The 15,807-nt window shown below is 71.5% G+C and carries 15 protein-coding genes, 1 tRNA gene and 1 pseudogene; 3 read left to right on the top strand and 14 right to left on the bottom strand.

Annotation, left to right across the window (positions count from 1 at the left end):
• Window positions 1–124: 124 nt before the first annotated feature.
• A pseudogene (locus JS756_RS21805) lies at window positions 125–367 on the top strand (site-specific integrase); the annotation flags it as partial.
• Between the two features lie 163 nt (window positions 368–530).
• On the opposite strand, the gene JS756_RS21800 reads toward JS756_RS21805, so the two are convergent.
• Window positions 531–612: transfer RNA gene (locus JS756_RS21800), tRNA-Tyr, on the bottom strand.
• A gap of 220 nt (window positions 613–832) precedes the next feature.
• Between JS756_RS21800 and JS756_RS21795 the strand changes: the two genes are divergently transcribed.
• A complete protein-coding gene (locus tag JS756_RS21795; RefSeq protein WP_205384831.1) occupies window positions 833–1,321 on the top strand; it encodes a YajQ family cyclic di-GMP-binding protein in 489 nt (162 codons plus the stop codon).
• A 123-nt stretch (window positions 1,322–1,444) separates the two neighbouring features.
• Here JS756_RS21795 and JS756_RS21790 read toward each other — a convergent pair whose 3' ends face one another.
• Window positions 1,445–1,711: a GlsB/YeaQ/YmgE family stress response membrane protein gene (locus tag JS756_RS21790; protein ID WP_205384830.1), complete on the bottom strand. Its 267-nt coding sequence runs from the start codon at window positions 1,709–1,711 to the stop codon at window positions 1,445–1,447.
• Between the two features lie 157 nt (window positions 1,712–1,868).
• Between JS756_RS21790 and JS756_RS21785 the strand changes: the two genes are divergently transcribed.
• Window positions 1,869–3,119: an APC family permease gene (locus tag JS756_RS21785; protein WP_205384829.1), complete on the top strand. Its 1,251-nt coding sequence runs from the start codon at window positions 1,869–1,871 to the stop codon at window positions 3,117–3,119.
• A 369-nt stretch (window positions 3,120–3,488) separates the two neighbouring features.
• On the opposite strand, the gene JS756_RS21780 is transcribed toward JS756_RS21785, so the two are convergent.
• From JS756_RS21780 to JS756_RS21725, 12 genes are all read right to left on the bottom strand, one after another.
• Entirely contained in the window at window positions 3,489–3,881 is a 393-nt protein-coding gene (locus tag JS756_RS21780) for a YccF domain-containing protein (protein WP_205384828.1), read from the bottom strand.
• Window positions 3,878–4,738 carry a zinc metalloprotease HtpX gene (htpX, locus tag JS756_RS21775; RefSeq protein WP_205384827.1) on the bottom strand — a complete coding sequence of 287 codons (861 nt, stop codon included), beginning with the start codon at window positions 4,736–4,738 and terminating at the stop codon, window positions 3,878–3,880. Before htpX ends, JS756_RS21780 begins: the two co-directional genes overlap by 4 nt.
• 225 nt (window positions 4,739–4,963) lie before the next feature.
• Window positions 4,964–6,487: an NADH-quinone oxidoreductase subunit N gene (locus JS756_RS21770; RefSeq protein WP_205384826.1), complete on the bottom strand. Its 1,524-nt coding sequence runs from the start codon at window positions 6,485–6,487 to the stop codon at window positions 4,964–4,966.
• Window positions 6,484–8,058 carry a complex I subunit 4 family protein gene (locus JS756_RS21765; RefSeq protein ID WP_205384825.1) on the bottom strand — a complete coding sequence of 525 codons (1,575 nt, stop codon included), beginning with the start codon at window positions 8,056–8,058 and terminating at the stop codon, window positions 6,484–6,486. Before JS756_RS21765 ends, JS756_RS21770 begins: the two co-directional genes overlap by 4 nt.
• Window positions 8,059–8,064: 6 nt before the next feature.
• Entirely contained in the window at window positions 8,065–10,059 is a 1,995-nt protein-coding gene (locus JS756_RS21760; RefSeq protein WP_205384824.1) for an NADH-quinone oxidoreductase subunit 5 family protein, read from the bottom strand.
• Window positions 10,056–10,445 carry an NADH-quinone oxidoreductase subunit NuoK gene (gene nuoK, locus JS756_RS21755; RefSeq protein WP_205384823.1) on the bottom strand — a complete coding sequence of 130 codons (390 nt, stop codon included), beginning with the start codon at window positions 10,443–10,445 and terminating at the stop codon, window positions 10,056–10,058. The genes JS756_RS21760 and nuoK overlap by 4 nt, the downstream gene beginning before the upstream one ends.
• On the bottom strand, window positions 10,445–11,119 hold the full coding sequence (locus JS756_RS21750; protein WP_205384822.1) for an NADH-quinone oxidoreductase subunit J family protein: 675 nt from the start codon (window positions 11,117–11,119) through the stop codon (window positions 10,445–10,447). The genes nuoK and JS756_RS21750 overlap by 1 nt, the downstream gene beginning before the upstream one ends.
• Window positions 11,116–11,895, bottom strand: a complete 780-nt coding sequence (locus JS756_RS21745) for a NuoI/complex I 23 kDa subunit family protein (RefSeq protein ID WP_205384821.1) — start codon at window positions 11,893–11,895, stop codon at window positions 11,116–11,118. The genes JS756_RS21750 and JS756_RS21745 overlap by 4 nt, the downstream gene beginning before the upstream one ends.
• Window positions 11,896–11,897: 2 nt before the next feature.
• The gene (locus JS756_RS21740; RefSeq protein ID WP_205384820.1) at window positions 11,898–12,866 is read right to left on the bottom strand and encodes a complex I subunit 1/NuoH family protein; all 969 of its coding nucleotides are present in this window, start codon (window positions 12,864–12,866) and stop codon (window positions 11,898–11,900) included.
• On the bottom strand, window positions 12,863–14,737 hold the full coding sequence (locus JS756_RS21735; RefSeq protein WP_205384819.1) for an NADH-quinone oxidoreductase subunit C: 1,875 nt from the start codon (window positions 14,735–14,737) through the stop codon (window positions 12,863–12,865). The genes JS756_RS21740 and JS756_RS21735 overlap by 4 nt, the downstream gene beginning before the upstream one ends.
• Window positions 14,734–15,378 (bottom strand): NADH-quinone oxidoreductase subunit B, encoded by a 645-nt coding sequence (locus tag JS756_RS21730; protein WP_205384818.1) that lies wholly within the window; start codon window positions 15,376–15,378, stop codon window positions 14,734–14,736. The genes JS756_RS21735 and JS756_RS21730 overlap by 4 nt, the downstream gene beginning before the upstream one ends.
• Window positions 15,369–15,761: an NADH-quinone oxidoreductase subunit A gene (locus JS756_RS21725; RefSeq protein WP_205384842.1), complete on the bottom strand. Its 393-nt coding sequence runs from the start codon at window positions 15,759–15,761 to the stop codon at window positions 15,369–15,371. Before JS756_RS21725 ends, JS756_RS21730 begins: the two co-directional genes overlap by 10 nt.
• Window positions 15,762–15,807: the final 46 nt, after the last annotated feature.

Raw genomic sequence — 15,807 nt, 5'->3', positions numbered from 1 at the left:
ACGGGCGTGCCTTCCCGACCCGCGCGGCAACGCGGGCCTACTCGATACCAGTCAATCGATCACTCGGGAAGGTACGCCCTCCGCGTGTGCCCTCCCGAGCCGATCCACAGGTAATGAGCATTGCTCGGAAGCCCGCACTCGCGCTCTCACACCCGCTCAGTGCACGTCGCTGCTCGCGAAGCGTCCATATGATCTTCGTCATGCTGCCGTGTCCACGTGGCTCAGCTCCGGTGTGGAACCGCAGGAGGTGGCTGCGCGCGCCGGCCACAGCGTGGCCGTGCTGTTCCGGGTGTACGCGAAGTGCCTGGACGGTGGCGCCGCCACTGCGAACGCCCGAATCGAGCGGGCGCTGAAGAACGGCAGCTAGGCGGGCCGGAAGCTGCCCCACGCCTGCCCCACACGGACTGGTCAGCACCCGAATCAGGGTGAGACACACTGGAAAAAGCACCCATAGCGACCAGGTTGCGCCCGGGAACGACGAAAGGGTCCGCGTCCAGCGTTTTCGCTGGTCACGGACCCTTTCGGTCGTGTGGCGGCGCCAGGATTCGAACCTGGGAAGGCTGAGCCGGCAGATTTACAGTCTGCTCCCTTTGGCCGCTCGGGCACACCGCCGGGGTTGCTGCTCGGAACCGCTTTTCGGCGGTGCTCCGTGGCAACGACGTAAACAATACCCGATGCAGAGGGGTGCTTCGCCACCCGATTGATCTCCACCCGGTGACGGGCGGGTGGCTAGGCTTGTCCGGATGGACCCGGGACCTACGCCGGGCTCGGCGGCACCCCACAGGCGCCGACACCCACCCCATCCGCACCCTGATACAAGGAGCCACAGGACATGGCCGACTCCAGTTTCGACATCGTCTCGAAGGTCGAGCGGCAGGAGGTCGACAACGCCCTCAACCAGGCCGCCAAGGAGATCTCGCAGCGCTACGACTTCAAGGGCGTGGGTGCCTCGATCTCCTGGTCCGGGGAGAAGATCCTGATGGAGGCGAACTCCGAGGACCGGGTGAAGGCCGTTCTCGACGTCTTCCAGTCCAAGCTGATCAAGCGCGGGATCTCGCTGAAGGCACTGGACGCGGGTGAGCCCCAGCTCTCGGGCAAGGAGTACAAGATCTTCGCCTCGATCCAGGAGGGCATCTCCCAGGAGAACGCCAAGAAGGTGGCGAAGATCATCCGCGACGAGGGACCGAAGGGCGTGAAGGCACAGGTGCAGGGTGACGAGCTGCGGGTCAGCTCCAAGAGCCGCGACGACCTGCAGGCCGTCATCGCCCTGCTGAAGGGCAAGGACTTCGACTTCGCACTGCAGTACGTGAACTACCGGTGACCCCGGCCGGCGCGGTGTGACGGGCACCGCGCCGCGCCGGGTTCTCCGTATGCGAAGGGGGCGGGCACCGCACGGTGCCCGCCCCGTTTGCTCCTCCGGCGTCCGCTGACGCCAGGAGACCGGTCAGTCGCGGGAGTTGCCGAACAGGATGCGGTAGGCGATCAGCAGGACGAGTGAGCCACCGATGGCCGCGGCCCAGGTCGCACCGTCGTAGAAGTCCTTGTTGATCGGGTGGTCCAGCCAGCGCGCCGAGATCCAGCCGCCGATGAACGCTCCGGCGACACCGATGATGGTCGTGCCGATGAACCCGCCCGGGTCGCGCCCCGGCAGCAGGAACTTGGCGATGGCTCCGGCCAGGAGGCCGAGGATGATCCAGCTGATGATGCCCATGCCGTGAACCTGCCCCTCCGCACTGTGCAGACACCGTCCCCGCGCCGTGATGCAGCCCTCGGCGGACCGTGCCCTTCGTGCCTGTGTTCGTGCTCTGTTGACGGGGAGGACGCCACGGCGGCGTCCGGTGGTTCCGGTGATCAGTAGGGTGCCTGCCATGACACCGTCCGGATCGGCCGCCGAGCTGCGGCGCACGCTCGCAGTCGGAGACGCGGTCGTCATCGGTCTCGGCTCCATGGTCGGCGCCGGGATCTTCGCCGCTCTGGGCCCGGCGGCGCGCGCCGGCGGGTCCGGGCTGCTGCCGGGGCTCGCCGTCGCGGCGGTGGTGGCCTACTGCAACGCGATGTCCTCGGCTCGGCTGGCGGCCCGCTATCCGGCCTCGGGCGGCACCTACGTGTACGGACGTGAGCGGCTCGGGGTGTTCTGGGGGTACCTGGCGGGCTGGGCGTTCGTGGTCGGCAAGACAGCCTCCTGTGCGGCGATGGCACTGACGGTGGGTGCGTACGTCTGGCCGGCGCAGGCGCACGCGGTGGCGGTCTCGGCCGTGGTGGTGCTGACCGCGGTGAACTATGGGGGTATCCAGAAGTCCGCCTGGCTGACGCGGGCGATCGTGGCCGTGGTACTGGCGGTCCTCGCCTGCGTGGTGGTCGTGTGCCTGGGCTCGGGCCGGGCAGAGGCCGGCCGGCTGGCGTTCGGTGCCTCGGAGGGTGCGGTCGGTGTACTGCAGGCTGCCGGCCTGCTGTTCTTCGCATTCGCCGGGTACGCGCGCATCGCGACGCTCGGCGAGGAGGTGCGCGATCCGGCACGCACCGTCCCACGAGCGATCCCCTTGGCCCTGGGCATCGCACTGGCGGTCTACCTGGCTGTGGCGGTGGCCGTCCTTTCCGTGCTGGGACCCGAGGCGCTCGGGAAGGCGGGCGCGCCACTGGCCGACGCGGTACGGGCCGCCGGTGCACCCGGGTGGGTGCCTGTGGTGCGGGTGGGGGCGGCGGTGGCCGCGCTGGGTTCGCTTCTCGCGCTGATTCTGGGTGTCTCCCGCACGACGCTGGCCATGGCCCGGGACCGGCATCTGCCGGGTCCGCTGGCCGCGGTGCATGCGCGCTTCCGGGTGCCGCACCGGGCGGAGCTGGCGGTCGGCGCGGTGGTCGCCGTGCTGGCGGCCACGGTGGACGTACGGGGCGCCATCGGTTTCTCCTCCTTCGGTGTACTGGTGTACTACGCGATCGCCAACGCCTCGGCGTGGACGCTGGATCCGTCCCCGGCGGGCCGCGTGGTGCCGGTGGCGGGGTTCGTCGGCTGCGGGGTCCTGGCGTTCTCGCTGCCGGGGGTCTCCGTGGCCGTGGGCGCGGGGATCCTGGCGGTCGGTGTGATCGCGTACGGGGTGCGGGGCAGACTCGGGCGGCTCTGAGCGCTCCGCCGGCAGTGCCGTGACACGACGTCCGTCGACCGCATTGCCGTCGTGGCGGGTCGCGCGGCCGTCCGTGCCCCTGCGGGGTGCTGCCGCCGGGGCTCAGGGGATTTCGCCCCCGCTGCTTGGCGGCCGGCCTGCCCCGGCGACGTCGAGGCACCCTGTCGACACCGGCTGATTGCGCTGTGCTGTCCTGCGATCGCTCTGGGTCATGCGTCCATGATGCGTGCCGCCGCTGACAACCGGGGAGCCCTGTGGACAGTCGGCCGCCTGTGGAGAACCAGCCGGACGACGAGGCCGGCACGCGCGGGGGCGCGGTCGACGCCTCCCGCGCCCCCGTCGAGCGGGCTGCGGGGTGGACGGCTCCGCTCAGCGGCCCGCGAAGGGCTGGTCCGTGCGGACGATCTCGCGGCCCAGCGGGAACAGGGAGACCGGGATCAGCTTGAAGTTGGCGATGCCGAACGGGATGCCGATGATCGTGATGCAGAGCATGAGCCCGGTGACGATGTGACCGAGCGCCAGCCACCAGCCGGCGAGAAGGAGCCACAGTACGTTGCCCAGGCACGACGGGGCGCCGGCGTCGTGGCGTTCGACCGTGGTGTATCCGAAGGGCCAGAGGGCGTAGACGCCGATGCGGAACGCGGCGATACCGAACGGGATGCCGATGATCGTGATGCAGAGCAGGATGCCGGCGGCCAGGTAGCCGAGGAACAGCCAGAACCCGCTCAGGACGAGCCAAATGACGTTCAGGATGGTCTTCACAACGGTCTGCCTGCCATCTTCTCGAGCCGGGCGATACGGTCCGCCATCGGCGGGTGGGTGGAGAACATCCTGGACATCCCCTGACCCGGCCGGAACGGGTTCGCGATCATCATGTGACTCGCGGTCTCGATGCGGGGTTCCGGAGGCAGCGGGAGCTGCTTGGTGCCGGCCTCCAGCTTGCGCAGCGCGCTGGCGAGGGCGAGCGGGTCGCCGGTGATCCGGGCACCGGAGGCATCCGCCTCGTACTCGCGCGAGCGGCTGATGGCCAACTGGATCAGGGAGGCGGCGATCGGACCCAGGATCATGATCAGCAGGAGGCCGAGCAGGCCGGGACCGTCGTCGTCGTCGCGGCCGATGGGGATCAGCCAGGCGAAGTTGACCAGGAACATGATCACCGAGGCTAGCGCACCGGCGACCGAGGAGATCAGGATGTCGCGGTTGTAGACGTGGCTGAGTTCGTGGCCGATGACTCCGCGCAGTTCGCGCTCGTCGAGGATGCGCAGGATGCCTTCGGTGCAGCACACGGCGGCGTTGCGCGGATTGCGGCCGGTGGCGAAGGCGTTCGGCGCCTCCGTCGGGGAGATGTACAGCCGGGGCATGGGCTGCCGCGCCTGTGTGGAGAGGTCCCGGACCATGCGGTACAGCGCGGGCGCCTCGAACTCGCTCACCGGGCGGGCACGCATCGCGCGCAGGGCCAGCTTGTCGCTGTTCCAGTACGCGTACGCGTTGGTGCCGAGTGCCACCAGGACCGCGACGATCAGGCCCGTACGGCCGAAGAAGCTGCCGATGACGATGATGAGTGCGGACAGTCCCCCGAGGAGTACGGCGGTCCTGAGCCCGTTGTGCCGGCGGTGCACGGTACGCCCTCCAAGTCGTGCCGCAGGGGAACCCTTTGCTGGTCGATCTGCGATGCCACTGGCCTCGTGCTGTCACGTCCAGTGGACCCTCCCGTACTGGTCAACGCCAGGCGAGGGGCACTAGTTCCCTTGTGCGGACGGGGGCGGGCGTGGGCCGTCCGGGTGATGGACGGCCCACGGCGGGCCACGGGACCGAGCGCGGCCCGGGAGGGAGATCGACGCGGGCTAGAACAGGCCGGCGCCGGCGAAACGCAGCACCGTCTCGGGCGCGCCCGAGAGAGCGACGGCAAGGACGCCCGTCAGGGTGATGGCTGCCGTCAAAGGGGCGGGAACCCGGTGCGCGACCGGTTCACCCTCCGGCGCGCGGAAGAGCAGCGCCGTCCACTGCAGGTAGTAGAACAGCGCGATCACGACGTTGACCGCCATGGCCACCGCGAGCCAGCCCAGGCCCGCGTCGACCGCCGCGGAGAAGACGGCGACCTTCGCGAAGAGGCCGATGACGCCGGGCGGCAGTCCGGCGAGGCAGAGCAGGAAGAAGGCCAGGAGCAGGGCCGCGAGCGGGTTCTTCGCGTACAGGCCCCGGTAGTCGGTGAGGCGGTTCGCCTCCCGCGCACGGCCCACCAGGGCGGCCACCGCGAAGGCGCCGAGGTTCACCACGCCGTACATGAGGGCGTAGGCGACGGTGGAGCCGACGGCGTTTTCGGCGTCGTCGGTGTAGGCGGAGGCGGCGATCGGGACGAGGAGGTAGCCCGCCTGACCGACCGACGACCAGGCCAGCAGCCGTACCGCACTGTACGCGCGTGTGGGCTGCTGGCGCAGGGCGCCGACGTTGCCGACGGTCATGGTGAGCACCGCCAGCGCGGCCAGGGCCGGACCCCATACGTCGGCGTACGACGGCAGGCCGACGACGGTGACGAGGATGAGGCCGGAGAAGCCGACCGCCTTGCCGACGACGGACAGGTAGGCCGCGATCGGCAGCGGCGCACCCACGTACGTGTCGGGCACCCAGAAGTGGAAGGGCACCGCGGCCGTCTTGAAGGCGAAGCCGACGAGGGTGAGGACGACACCGGTCTGGGCGAGGGTGTGCAGTTGTCCGTCGACGTGCGGGATCCGGTCGGCGACCTGGGTGAGGTAGACGGTTCCGGTGGAGGCGTAGACGAAGCTGACGCCCATCAGGCTGACCGCGGTCGCGGTGACCGAGGACAGGAAGAACTTCAAGGCCGCCTCGGAGGACCGCTTGTCGCCGTGCCGGAGGCCGACGAGGGCGAAGGCGGGCAGGGAGGCGACCTCCAGAGCGACGATCAGCGTGGCGAGGTCCCGGGAGGCGGGCAGGAGGGCGGCGCCCGCGGCGGAGGACAGCAGCAGGAACCAGAATTCGCCCGCGGGAAGCCGCCTTCGCGCGTCCTTCAGCGTGGTGATCGACAGCAGTGCGGTGAGAAGGGCGCCGCCGAGGACCAGGAGCTGGATGACGAGGGTGAAGCGGTCCGCGGTGTAACTGCACGCGTGCGGGTCGCCGGTCAGGCAGAAGGTGGAGCGGTCGCCGTCGAGCAGCGGCAGCAGCAGGAGCGCGGAGGCGGCCAGGCCGGCCACCGACAGCCGGCCGAGCAGCGCCTTCCTCTCCTCGGGGAGGAACAGGTCGGCCACCAGGACGGTCAGCGCGACGACCGCGGTGACGGTGGGCGGGGCAATGGCGAGCCAGTCGACGGACTGGACCAGGGACGCGGCCAGGGGCTGGACCGGGGAGCTCATCGGGTGCCTCCTGCGAGGAGCTGCTGCACGGCCGGGTCGGTCAGGCCGAGGAGGGTCTTGGGCCACAGGCCGGCGACGACGGTGAGGGCGACGAGCGGGGTCCAGGCCGCGAACTCGTAGCCGCGGACGTCGGTGAGCTTCGGGACGTCCCGTGGGAGGGCGCCCATGCAGACGCGGCGGACCACGACGAGCATGTACGCGGCCGTGAGCAGGGTGCCGAACGCGGCGATCGCCATGAAGGTGAGGAACGCGCCGCGGTCGAGGTCGGCTGCGGGGCGGAACGCGCCGAACAGCGCGAGCATCTCGCCCCAGAACCCGGCGAGTCCGGGCAGGCCGAGCGAGGCGACGGCACCGAAGGCGAGGAGGCCGCCGAGGCGTGGCGCCTTCCCGTAGAGCGCGGCTCCGGTCTCCTCGGCCAGCGTGTCGAGGTCGGTGGTGCCGGTGCGGTCCTTCAGCGCGCCCACGAGGAAGAAGAGCAGGCCGGTGATGAGGCCGTGGGCGATGTTGGCGAACAGCGCGCCGTTGACGCCGGTGGGCGTGGTGCTGGCGATGCCGAGCAGGACGAAGCCCATGTGGCCGACGGAGGAGTAGGCGATGAGCCGCTTGAGGTCACCCCGGGCGCCCTGCCTGGCGAGGGCGAGGCAGGCCAGGGATCCATAGATGATCCCGACGACGCCGAACGCGGCGAGGTAGGGCGCGAAGGTGTGGAAACCGTCGGGCGCGACAGGAAGAACGATCCGCACGAATCCGTACGTCCCCATCTTCAGCAGGACGCCCGCCAGCAGGACCGAGCCGACGGTCGGCGCGGCGGTGTGCGCGTCGGGCAGCCAGGTGTGCAGGGGCCACATCGGGGTCTTGACCGCAAGCCCGATCCCGATCGCCAGAGCTGCGGTGACCTGCACGGATGTGGTCAGCGACCCGCCGTTGTCAGTGGCGAGTGCCACCATGTCGAACGTGCCCGCCTTGATTCCGATCAGGAGCAGGCCGAGCAGCATGACGACCGAGCCGAGCAGTGTGTAGAGGATGAACTTCCAGGCGGCCTGGGCCCGTCCCCTGCCGCCCCAGCGGGCGATGAGGAAGTACATCGGGATCAGGACGGTCTCGAAGGCGAGGAAGAACAGCAGGAGGTCGAGGACGGCGAAGGTGGCGAGGGTGCCGGACTCCAGGACGAGCAGCAGCGGGACGAAGGCCTTGGGGCTGGGGCCTGCCGGCATGTTGAAGTAGGAGTACAGCGCGCTCAGGAAGGTCAGCAGCGCGGTGAGGACCAGAAGGGGGAGGGAGATGCCGTCGACGCCGAGGTGGATCCGCACGTCGAGTGCGGGGATCCAGCTGATGTCGGTCGTGGCCTGCATCCTCGACGGATGGTCGTGGTCGAAGCCGAGCACGAGGACGATCGCGGCGACGAGGACCGCACCGGTCACGGTCACACCGTGCCGGAGCACGGCCTGCTCGGGCGACTTCCCCTTCAGCCCGGGCGGGGCCGGCAGAAGGGCTGCGGCGGCGCCGAGAAGCGGGCCGACGACGACGAACGCCAGAAGAAACTGCATCACGGACTCGTTGATATCGATCACGCCTGCTCACGCTCCCGTGGCGACGAGGACGACGGCGACCGCGAGGACGACGGTGCCGGCGAGCAGCGCGCTCACATAGGTCTGCAGATTGCCGGTCTGGGCGCGCCGCACGGCGTCCCCGAGCCCACGCGCCAGGGCACCGGCGCCGCGTACGTAGGTGTCGACGACCTCGCGGTCCAGGAATCGCACGAGACGCGCCGCAGCCTCCACCGGGCGGACGAACAACACCCGGTAGACGGCGTCGAGATGGAAGCCGACGGCCGCGGGCCGGTGCAGCGGGCCGAGCAGCAGCCGCCCGGGGTCGGCCGGGTCGGGGGCGTCGGCTACGTCGCCGTAGGCGGCCGCGTGGCTGGCGATGGCCTCGGCCTCGACCAGGCCCGCGTCGCCCTCCGGGTGGGCGGCGACCGCGCCCAGGGGCACGCGGGCGGCGAGCGCCGTGGTGTGCCGCCAGGCGGCGTAGGTCACGACGACGCCGACCAGCGCCACACCGGTGCCGACGACGGAGGTGGTCAGCGTCGGAGCCAGGTCGTGGCCGTCGAACCAGTCGGGCAGCACGCGGTAGGCGAGCCCGCCGAAGGCCAGGGACGGCACGGCGAGGACCCACAGCACCACGGTCATCGTCAGGGGCTGCCGGCCGTGGTCGGGGGCCTCGACCCCCCGGCCGCGGAAGGCCAGCAGCCACAGGCGGGTCGCGTAGGCGGCGGTGAGGAGGGCGGTGAGCAACCCGGAGACGAGGACGAGCCAGCCCGCGGCGGCGGGCACGGACGCGGTGTGCCCTGCGGAGGCCTGCTCGGCGGCTCCGAGGACGGACTCCTTGGAGAAGAATCCGCTGAAGGGCGGGATGGCGGCGAGCGCGAGCAGCGCCACCGTCATCGTCCAGTACGCGTCGGGGACCCGGTCGCGCAGGTGGCCCATGCGGGACATGGCGGCCAGCGAGTTGGTGCCGGCGGCGTGGATGATCACGCCGGCGGCGAGGAACAGCAGCGCCTTGAAGGCGCCGTGCGACAGGAGGTGGAAGACGGCGGCACCGCGGTCGCCGACGGCGAGGGCGCCGGTCATGTAGCCGAGCTGGCCGATCGTCGAGTAGGCGAGGACCCGCTTGATGTCGTCCTGGGCGAGCGCGGCGAGTCCGGAGCCGGCCATCGTCACCGCGGCCATGGCGGCGAGGACCACGACGGCGGCCGAGGAGGCCTGGAAGACGGGGAGGAGGCGGGCGACGAAGTAGACGCCGGCGGCGACCATCGTCGCGGCGTGGATCAGAGCGGAGACGGGTGTGGGGCCCGCCATCGCGTCGGGAAGCCAGGTGTGCAGCGGGAACTGCGCCGACTTGCCGGCCACGCCCGCGAGCAGCAGCAGCGCGATCAGCGTCGGGTGGTCGAGGCCGCCGTTCGCGACGGTTCCGAGGATCTCGGTGATGCGGAAGGAACCGGTGTCCCCGGCGAGGGCGAACAGGCCGACGAGGAAGGGCACGTCGCCGAGCTTGGTGACGAGGAAGGCCTTGATGGAGGCGGCGCGGGCCTCGGGGGTCTCCCAGTAGTGGCCGACCAGGAAGTACGAGCAGATGCCCATGACCTCCCAGCCGACGAGCAGCACGATCAGGTCGCCGGAGTAGACGACGAGGAACATCGCGGAGGTGAACAGGGAGACCAGGGCGGCGTAGGACGGGTAGCGGGGGTCGTCGCGCAGATAGCCCGTCGAGTAGATCTGCACGCAGGAGGCGACGACGCCGACGAGCACGGCGACCAGCGCGGCGAAGCCGTCGATGTACAGGGCGAGGTCGATGGGCACCGAGCCGGTCGGGGTGAGCTCGGTGGCGGAGTTCACGGCCGCGTCCCCGCCCTGGCGCACGGCGACCACGACGGCGAGCACGAGGGAGGTGAGGGTCGGCAGGACGGCGAGGGGGCGCACGAGTCCGGGCACGGTGCGGCCCAGGAGGAGTCCGGCGGTCGCACCGAGGAACGGCAGGACGGGGACGAGGACGGCGAGGGTGGTCGTGGTCACGCGGAGGCCTCAGCCTTCTCGGCCCGCTCGGCCGCGAGGGCGTCGCTGTCGGAGTCGTCGGGGCCGGGGCCCTCGGCGGTGTCGCGGAGCTTGTCGATGTCGGAGGTGCCGCGGTTGCGGTACACGGCGAGGACGATGGCCAGTCCGATGCCGATCTCGGCGGCGGCGACGGCGATGGTGAACAGGGTGAGCGCCTGGCCGGAGTGCAGGGTGTCCTCGGCGGTACTGCTGAGCCAGACGTCGAAGGCGACCAGGTTGAGGTTGACGGCGTTGAGCATCAGCTCGACCGACATCAGTACGAGGATCGCGTTGCGCCGGGCCAGCACACCGTAGAGCCCGGTGCAGAACAGCAGGGCGGACAGGACGGCGGGAAGGGCGAGGTGCATCAGAGGGCGCCTTCCTGCTCGATCGGGTGATTCCGGGAATCCGGGACGGACGGGGAACTTCCGGCGCCGGCGTGGGAGTTCACAGGGGGAGGGCTCGGCTCCTCCTTCGCCTTGCGGGACAGCACGATGGCGCCGACCAGGGCCGCGAGGAGGAGGACGGAGAGGCCTTCGAAGGGCAGGACCCAGTTCCGGAACAGGCTCTCGCCGGTGACCTCGGTGGAGCCGGCCGGGGCACCGTCCAGATCGATCCAGGTGGCGCGGAAGGCGTCGGCGACGACCCAGACCAGGGTGGCCGCCGCGGCGACCGCCACGATCAGGGCGACCCAGCGGTTGCCCGAGTCGGCGTCCGGCGAGCGGCCGATGGGCGCCTTGGTGAGCATCAGACCGAACAGGAGGAGCACCACGACGGATCCGACGTAGATGAGCACCTGCACCCAGGCGATGAACTCGGCACTGAGCAGGAGGTATTCGACGGCGAGGCCCCCGAGGGCGACCACGAGCCACAGGGCGGCGTGCACCAGTTGCCTGGTGGTGACGGTGACCAGGGCGGCGCCGAAGGTGAGCAGGCCGACGAGCAGGAAGGCGACCTCGACACCCGTCGGAGAGAGGAAGCCGTGGCCCTCGGCGGACGGGGCGGTGGTGGAAGCGGCGGCGACCGCCGCAGTGAGCGTCATACCTGGCCTTCCTGTCCCGGCTCAGGGGTTTCGGAGTCGCGCGGTGCACGGTCGGACCGGGACCGGTCGGGCCGCGGCCTGTCGGACCGCTGCTCGGGGTCACGCGGCTGTTCGGGTTCACCCGGTTGTTCCGAGGCCTTCGGCTTCTCGGAGTCGCCCTGCGCACCGGAGGGCTGCTCGGGGGTGCGGGCCTGCTCGGCGGCGGGCCGCTCGGGACGGGCCGGGGCGGACTCGGGGGGCGGGGTGGTCTCCCGCTGGGCCGCCAGCTTCTCGGCGGTCTTGCGGGCCGCGGTGACCTCCTTCGGTTCCTCCGCGGCGGCGTCGAGGGCGGGCGGGGCCGGGACGGTCCACATCCACTCGCGGAGCTTGTCCCGCTCGTGGGTGAGGTCGCGGATGTCGGTCTCGGCGTACTCGAACTCGGGGGACCAGAACAGCGCGTCGAAGGGACAGACCTCGATGCAGATACCGCAGTACATGCACAGGGAGAAGTCGATGGCGAACCGGTCGAGGACGTTGCGGCTGCGTTCCCGGCCCCCCGGGGTCGCCGCCGGGACCGTCTCCTTGTGGGAGTCGATGTAGATGCACCAGTCCGGGCACTCACGGGCGCACAGCATGCAGACCGTGCAGTTCTCCTCGAACAGGCCGATCACGCCGCGGGTGCGGGGCGGGAGGTCGGGCTGTGTGTCCGGGTACTGCTCGGTGACGGACTTCCTCGTCATCGTGCGGAGGGTGACGGCGAGGCCCTTGGCCAGGCCGGAGCCGGGGAAGGGAGCCATGGCTACCGGATCACCACCTTGACGATGCCGGTGAGGGCGATCTGAACGAGGGAGAGGGGGACGAGGAGGGTCCACGAGAGTTTCTGGAGCTGGTCCTCGCGCAGACGGGGATAGGTCACGCGGAGCCAGATGACGACGAACGCGAGGACGGCCGTCTTCAGCAGGGTCCACACCCAGCCGAGACCGTCGGCACCCCAGGGACCGTGCCAGCCGCCCAGGAACAGGACGGTCGTCAGGCCGCACAGGACGATGATCCCGGCGTACTCGGCGAGGAGGAACAGGGCGAAACGCAGACCGGTGTACTCGGTGTAGGCGCCGAAGATGATCTCCGAGTCCGCGACGGGCATGTCGAACGGAGGGCGCTGCAGCTCGGCGAGGCCGGCGACGAAGAAGACGACCGCGCCGACGATCTGCCACGGCAGCCACCACCACTCGAAGGCGTCGAGGATGCCGGGCAGCGAGACCGTGCCGGCCGCCATCGCCACGGAGGCGGCGGCGAGCAGCATCGGGAGTTCGTAGGCGAGCAGTTGGGCGGCGGTGCGCAGGCCGCCAAGGAGGGAGAACTTGTTGGCACTGGCCCATCCGGCCATGAGCGAACCGAGGACACCGACGCCCATCACGGCGAGGACGAAGAAGATGCCCGCGTCGATCACCTCGCCCACCGCGCCCTCGCCCGGGCCGATGGGGATGGCGAGGAGGACCAGCAGGTAGGGCAGGAGCGCCACGGCGGGAGCCAACTGGAAGATGCGGCGGTCCGCGCCCGCGGGGACGACGTCCTCCTTCTGCGCGAACTTCACACCGTCCGCCACCAGCTGGGCCCAGCCGTGGAAGCCTCCGGCGTACATCGGGCCGAGGCGGCCCTGCATGTGGGCCATCACCTTGTGCTCGGTCTGACCCACGATCAGGGGGAAGGTGAGGAAGACGACGAAGACGACGAGGAGTCGCAGGGCGACGTCGAGCGCGTCGTTCACTGCGGGCCTCCTGCCGGGTGGTCGGGGTCGGGGGTCGACTCAGCCGGACGGTCCGGTGCGGGGTTCTCCGGCGCGGGGTTCTCCGAGTCGGCGGCGTCCCGCACGGGACCGCCCGAAGCGGGGTTCTCCGGCTCGCCTTCCGGCAGACCGCTGTCCGGTGCGGGGGCGTCCGAGTCGGCGGCGTCCCGCACAGCGCCGTCCGAAGCCGGCGTCTCCCGCACGGAGTCGTCCGAGCCGGCGCCGTTCGGAGCCGGGGTGCCCGCAGCAGGTGTCTCCTGCTCGGGGGTGGCCGGCTCGGGCGTGGCCGGCTCGGGGCTCTTCGGAGCGCGGCCTTCCGCGGGCGGGGTGGGCTTCGCCTCCTGGGAGAGGGGCGTTCCCGAGGCTGCGTCCTCCGGGCGGGGGGCGTCCACTGCGGACTGCTCCGCCGGCCTCGGCTCTCCTGCCCCAGGCTTCGGCTCTTCCGCCCCGGGCACCTGCTGCCGCGATTCCGGCGCCGTCCGGTCCGCCTCGGGCTCGATCCGCTGCGGAGCGGGCTCCTGTCGCCCTGCTTCCGGCTCCGCCCGGTCCGCCGATGCCTCCGGCTTCGCCGTGTCCGCCTCGGGCTTCGGGGGTTTCCGTTCCCCCGGTTCCGCCCGGTCGAAGGCCGGGCGGGCGTGGTGCCAGGGGGCGTCGGAGCTGCGGGGTGCTGCCGGGCGGCGGCCGGGCGTGGGCGTCGCCGCAGGGGGCCCGGGCTGCTCCGAGGCCGAGGCGGCGTTGGTCCGGTCCGACCCCGTCGGTGCGCCCGCGTCCGGCGAAGCCGGTGCCGAGGGCGTCCCGGGCTCCGCCGGTGCCGAGGACGCCCCGCTCGCCGTGGGCAGGGCGGGCTCGTCCGGGCCGGTCGCCGTGCCGGCCGCCTCATCCGCCTCGGCGCGCTGGGAGGCCGAGCCCTCGCCGGCGCTTCGGGCGCGCCGGGTGCCGGACGCGCGCTGGGTCGCCGAGCCCTCGGAGGCGCTGCGTGCCCGGCCTGGGCGGGCGGCCGCGTCGGGTGACGAGGTCGGGGCGGCGCCGGCCGGGGTGGCTGTCGGTTCGGTGGACGCGGTGTCGTCGGCGGCGGCCGGTGTCCCGGCAGCGGCGCTCGTGGCCCGGCCCGCGGTCTGGCTCGCCGAGCCCTGCGCGGCGGAGCGCGTGCGCCGGGCGGGCCGCTCCCCTGCGGCTCCCGTGGCCCCGGTGGCTCCCGCCGCTCCTGCCGCACGACCGGCACGGCCGGCACGCCCCGCCGGGCCCGCGCCGCGCGCCGGACGGGAGGGGGCCTCGGGGAGCTGCCCCTTCAAGGGGCCCCACTCGTTGGGGTCGGGGACCCCCGGGGGGAGCATCTGGCGGCGCTTGGGGCCGCCGTGCTCGGACTCCCCCGGTTCCTTGGCGCCGGGCCAGGCCTTGGCCACGCGGGCGGCGAGGACGAAGTCCTTGCGCAGCGGGTGTCCCTCGAACGTGTCGGGCAGGAGGAGGTGGTCCAGCGCGGGGTGTCCGTCGAAGACGACACCGAACATCTCGTGGGTCTCCCGCTCGTGCCATGCGGCACCGGCGTAGACGTCGACGGCCGACGGCAGGGTCGGCGCCTCGTGCGGGACGGTGGTGCGCAGCAGGAGCCGGTGTACCGGGGAGGGCGGCAGGGCGGCGACGTGGGCGGCGACGCGGAAGCCCGTTCCCGGCTCGTCCACCGCGCTCAGCCAGTCGAAGTAGGTGCAGCCGAGCCGGTCGCGGGCCGTCTCCAGCGCCGTGAGCCAGGACGCCGGCGGGACGTCGACGGTGAGGAGGTCGTAGGACTCCTCGGCCGTGGCGTCGGGGCCGAACAGGTCCTCGGTCGCGGCGGGCAGCCAGCCGACTTCCGTCATCGCGTCTCCCCCTGGGGTGCCGGCGGCTGCACCAGTCCGCTCTGCAGCGCCGCGGTGGAGGGGCGTGGCGTTCCGGGGGTGGCGCCACCGTCGCCGTACCGCTCGCCGAGCGACTCGCGGGCGATCTTCTCCTGGAGCTTGAGGATGCCCTGGAGCAGCGCCTCGGGCCGGGGCGGGCAGCCGGGTACGTAGACGTCGACGGGGATGATCTGGTCGACGCCCTTGGTCACGGAGTAGGAGTCCCAGTAGGGGCCGCCGCAGTTGGAGCAGGCGCCGAAGGAGATGACGTACTTCGGCTCGGGCATCTGCTCGTACAGCCGCTTGACGGCCGGGGCCATCTTGTCCGTGACGGTGCCCGAGACGATCATGAGGTCGGCCTGGCGCGGGCCCGGCGCGAACGGGATCACACCGAGGCGGATGAAGTCGTGGCGCGCCATCGACGCGGCGATGAACTCGATCGCGCAGCAGGCGAGGCCGAAGTTGAAGACCCAGAGCGAGTACCGGCGACCCCAGTTCAGGACCACCTTCATCGGTTCGGGGGCCAGTCGGGCCAACGGGCCCAGCCTCCCCCTGCCGGGTGCGGGGGGACCGACGGGATCCGGGAGGAGGACAGGCTCGGGCACCGAGGGGTTCACGTCCATGTCAGGACGCCCTTCTTGTATGCGTACAGCAGTCCCACGGCCAGGAAGCCGAGGAAGATGAACATCTCCACGAGCGTCGTCGCCCCGTAGCCGCGGTCGGCGAAGACCGTCGCCCAGGGGAACAGGAAGATCGAGTCGATCGCGAAGATGACGTACAGGAACGCGTAGACGTAGTAGCGGACCTGGGTGTGGGCCCAGCCCTCGCCGACGGGGTCGACGCCGCACTCGTACGTGAGGAGCTTCTCGGGGGTGGGTACGACGGGGCGCAGCAGGCGGCTCGCACCGAAGGCGACGGCCACGAACAGCACGCCGACGACGGCCAGCAGGCCGACCACCGCGTACGACTGGTAGTAGTCCGCCGCGACGACGGTCGGCTCTCGCAGCGTCTCCCGCAACGTCCGCCCCTCGCTCTCTGCCTTCGACACGTTC

It is taken from the genome of Streptomyces actuosus (assembly GCF_016921115.1).
Classification (GTDB): domain Bacteria; phylum Actinomycetota; class Actinomycetes; order Streptomycetales; family Streptomycetaceae; genus Streptomyces; species Streptomyces actuosus_A.
This window is presented reverse-complemented; position numbering and strand designations above follow the sequence as displayed.

What these genes read in the sequence shown, in the direction of transcription:
- JS756_RS21795 (WP_205384831.1), top strand. Translation starts at nt 833, where the DNA reads ATGGCCGACTCCAGTTTCGACATCGTCTCGAAGGTCGAGCGGCAGGAG.
- JS756_RS21790 (WP_205384830.1), bottom strand. Translation starts at nt 1,711, where the DNA reads ATGGGCATCATCAGCTGGATCATCCTCGGCCTCCTGGCCGGAGCCATC.
- JS756_RS21785 (WP_205384829.1), top strand. Translation starts at nt 1,869, where the DNA reads ATGACACCGTCCGGATCGGCCGCCGAGCTGCGGCGCACGCTCGCAGTC.
- JS756_RS21770 (WP_205384826.1), bottom strand. Translation starts at nt 6,487, where the DNA reads ATGAGCTCCCCGGTCCAGCCCCTGGCCGCGTCCCTGGTCCAGTCCGTC.
- nuoK (WP_205384823.1), bottom strand. Translation starts at nt 10,445, where the DNA reads ATGCACCTCGCCCTTCCCGCCGTCCTGTCCGCCCTGCTGTTCTGCACC.
- JS756_RS21750 (WP_205384822.1), bottom strand. Translation starts at nt 11,119, where the DNA reads ATGACGCTCACTGCGGCGGTCGCCGCCGCTTCCACCACCGCCCCGTCC.
- JS756_RS21745 (WP_205384821.1), bottom strand. Translation starts at nt 11,895, where the DNA reads ATGGCTCCCTTCCCCGGCTCCGGCCTGGCCAAGGGCCTCGCCGTCACC.
- JS756_RS21735 (WP_205384819.1), bottom strand. Translation starts at nt 14,737, where the DNA reads ATGACGGAAGTCGGCTGGCTGCCCGCCGCGACCGAGGACCTGTTCGGC.
- JS756_RS21730 (WP_205384818.1), bottom strand. Translation starts at nt 15,378, where the DNA reads ATGGACGTGAACCCCTCGGTGCCCGAGCCTGTCCTCCTCCCGGATCCC.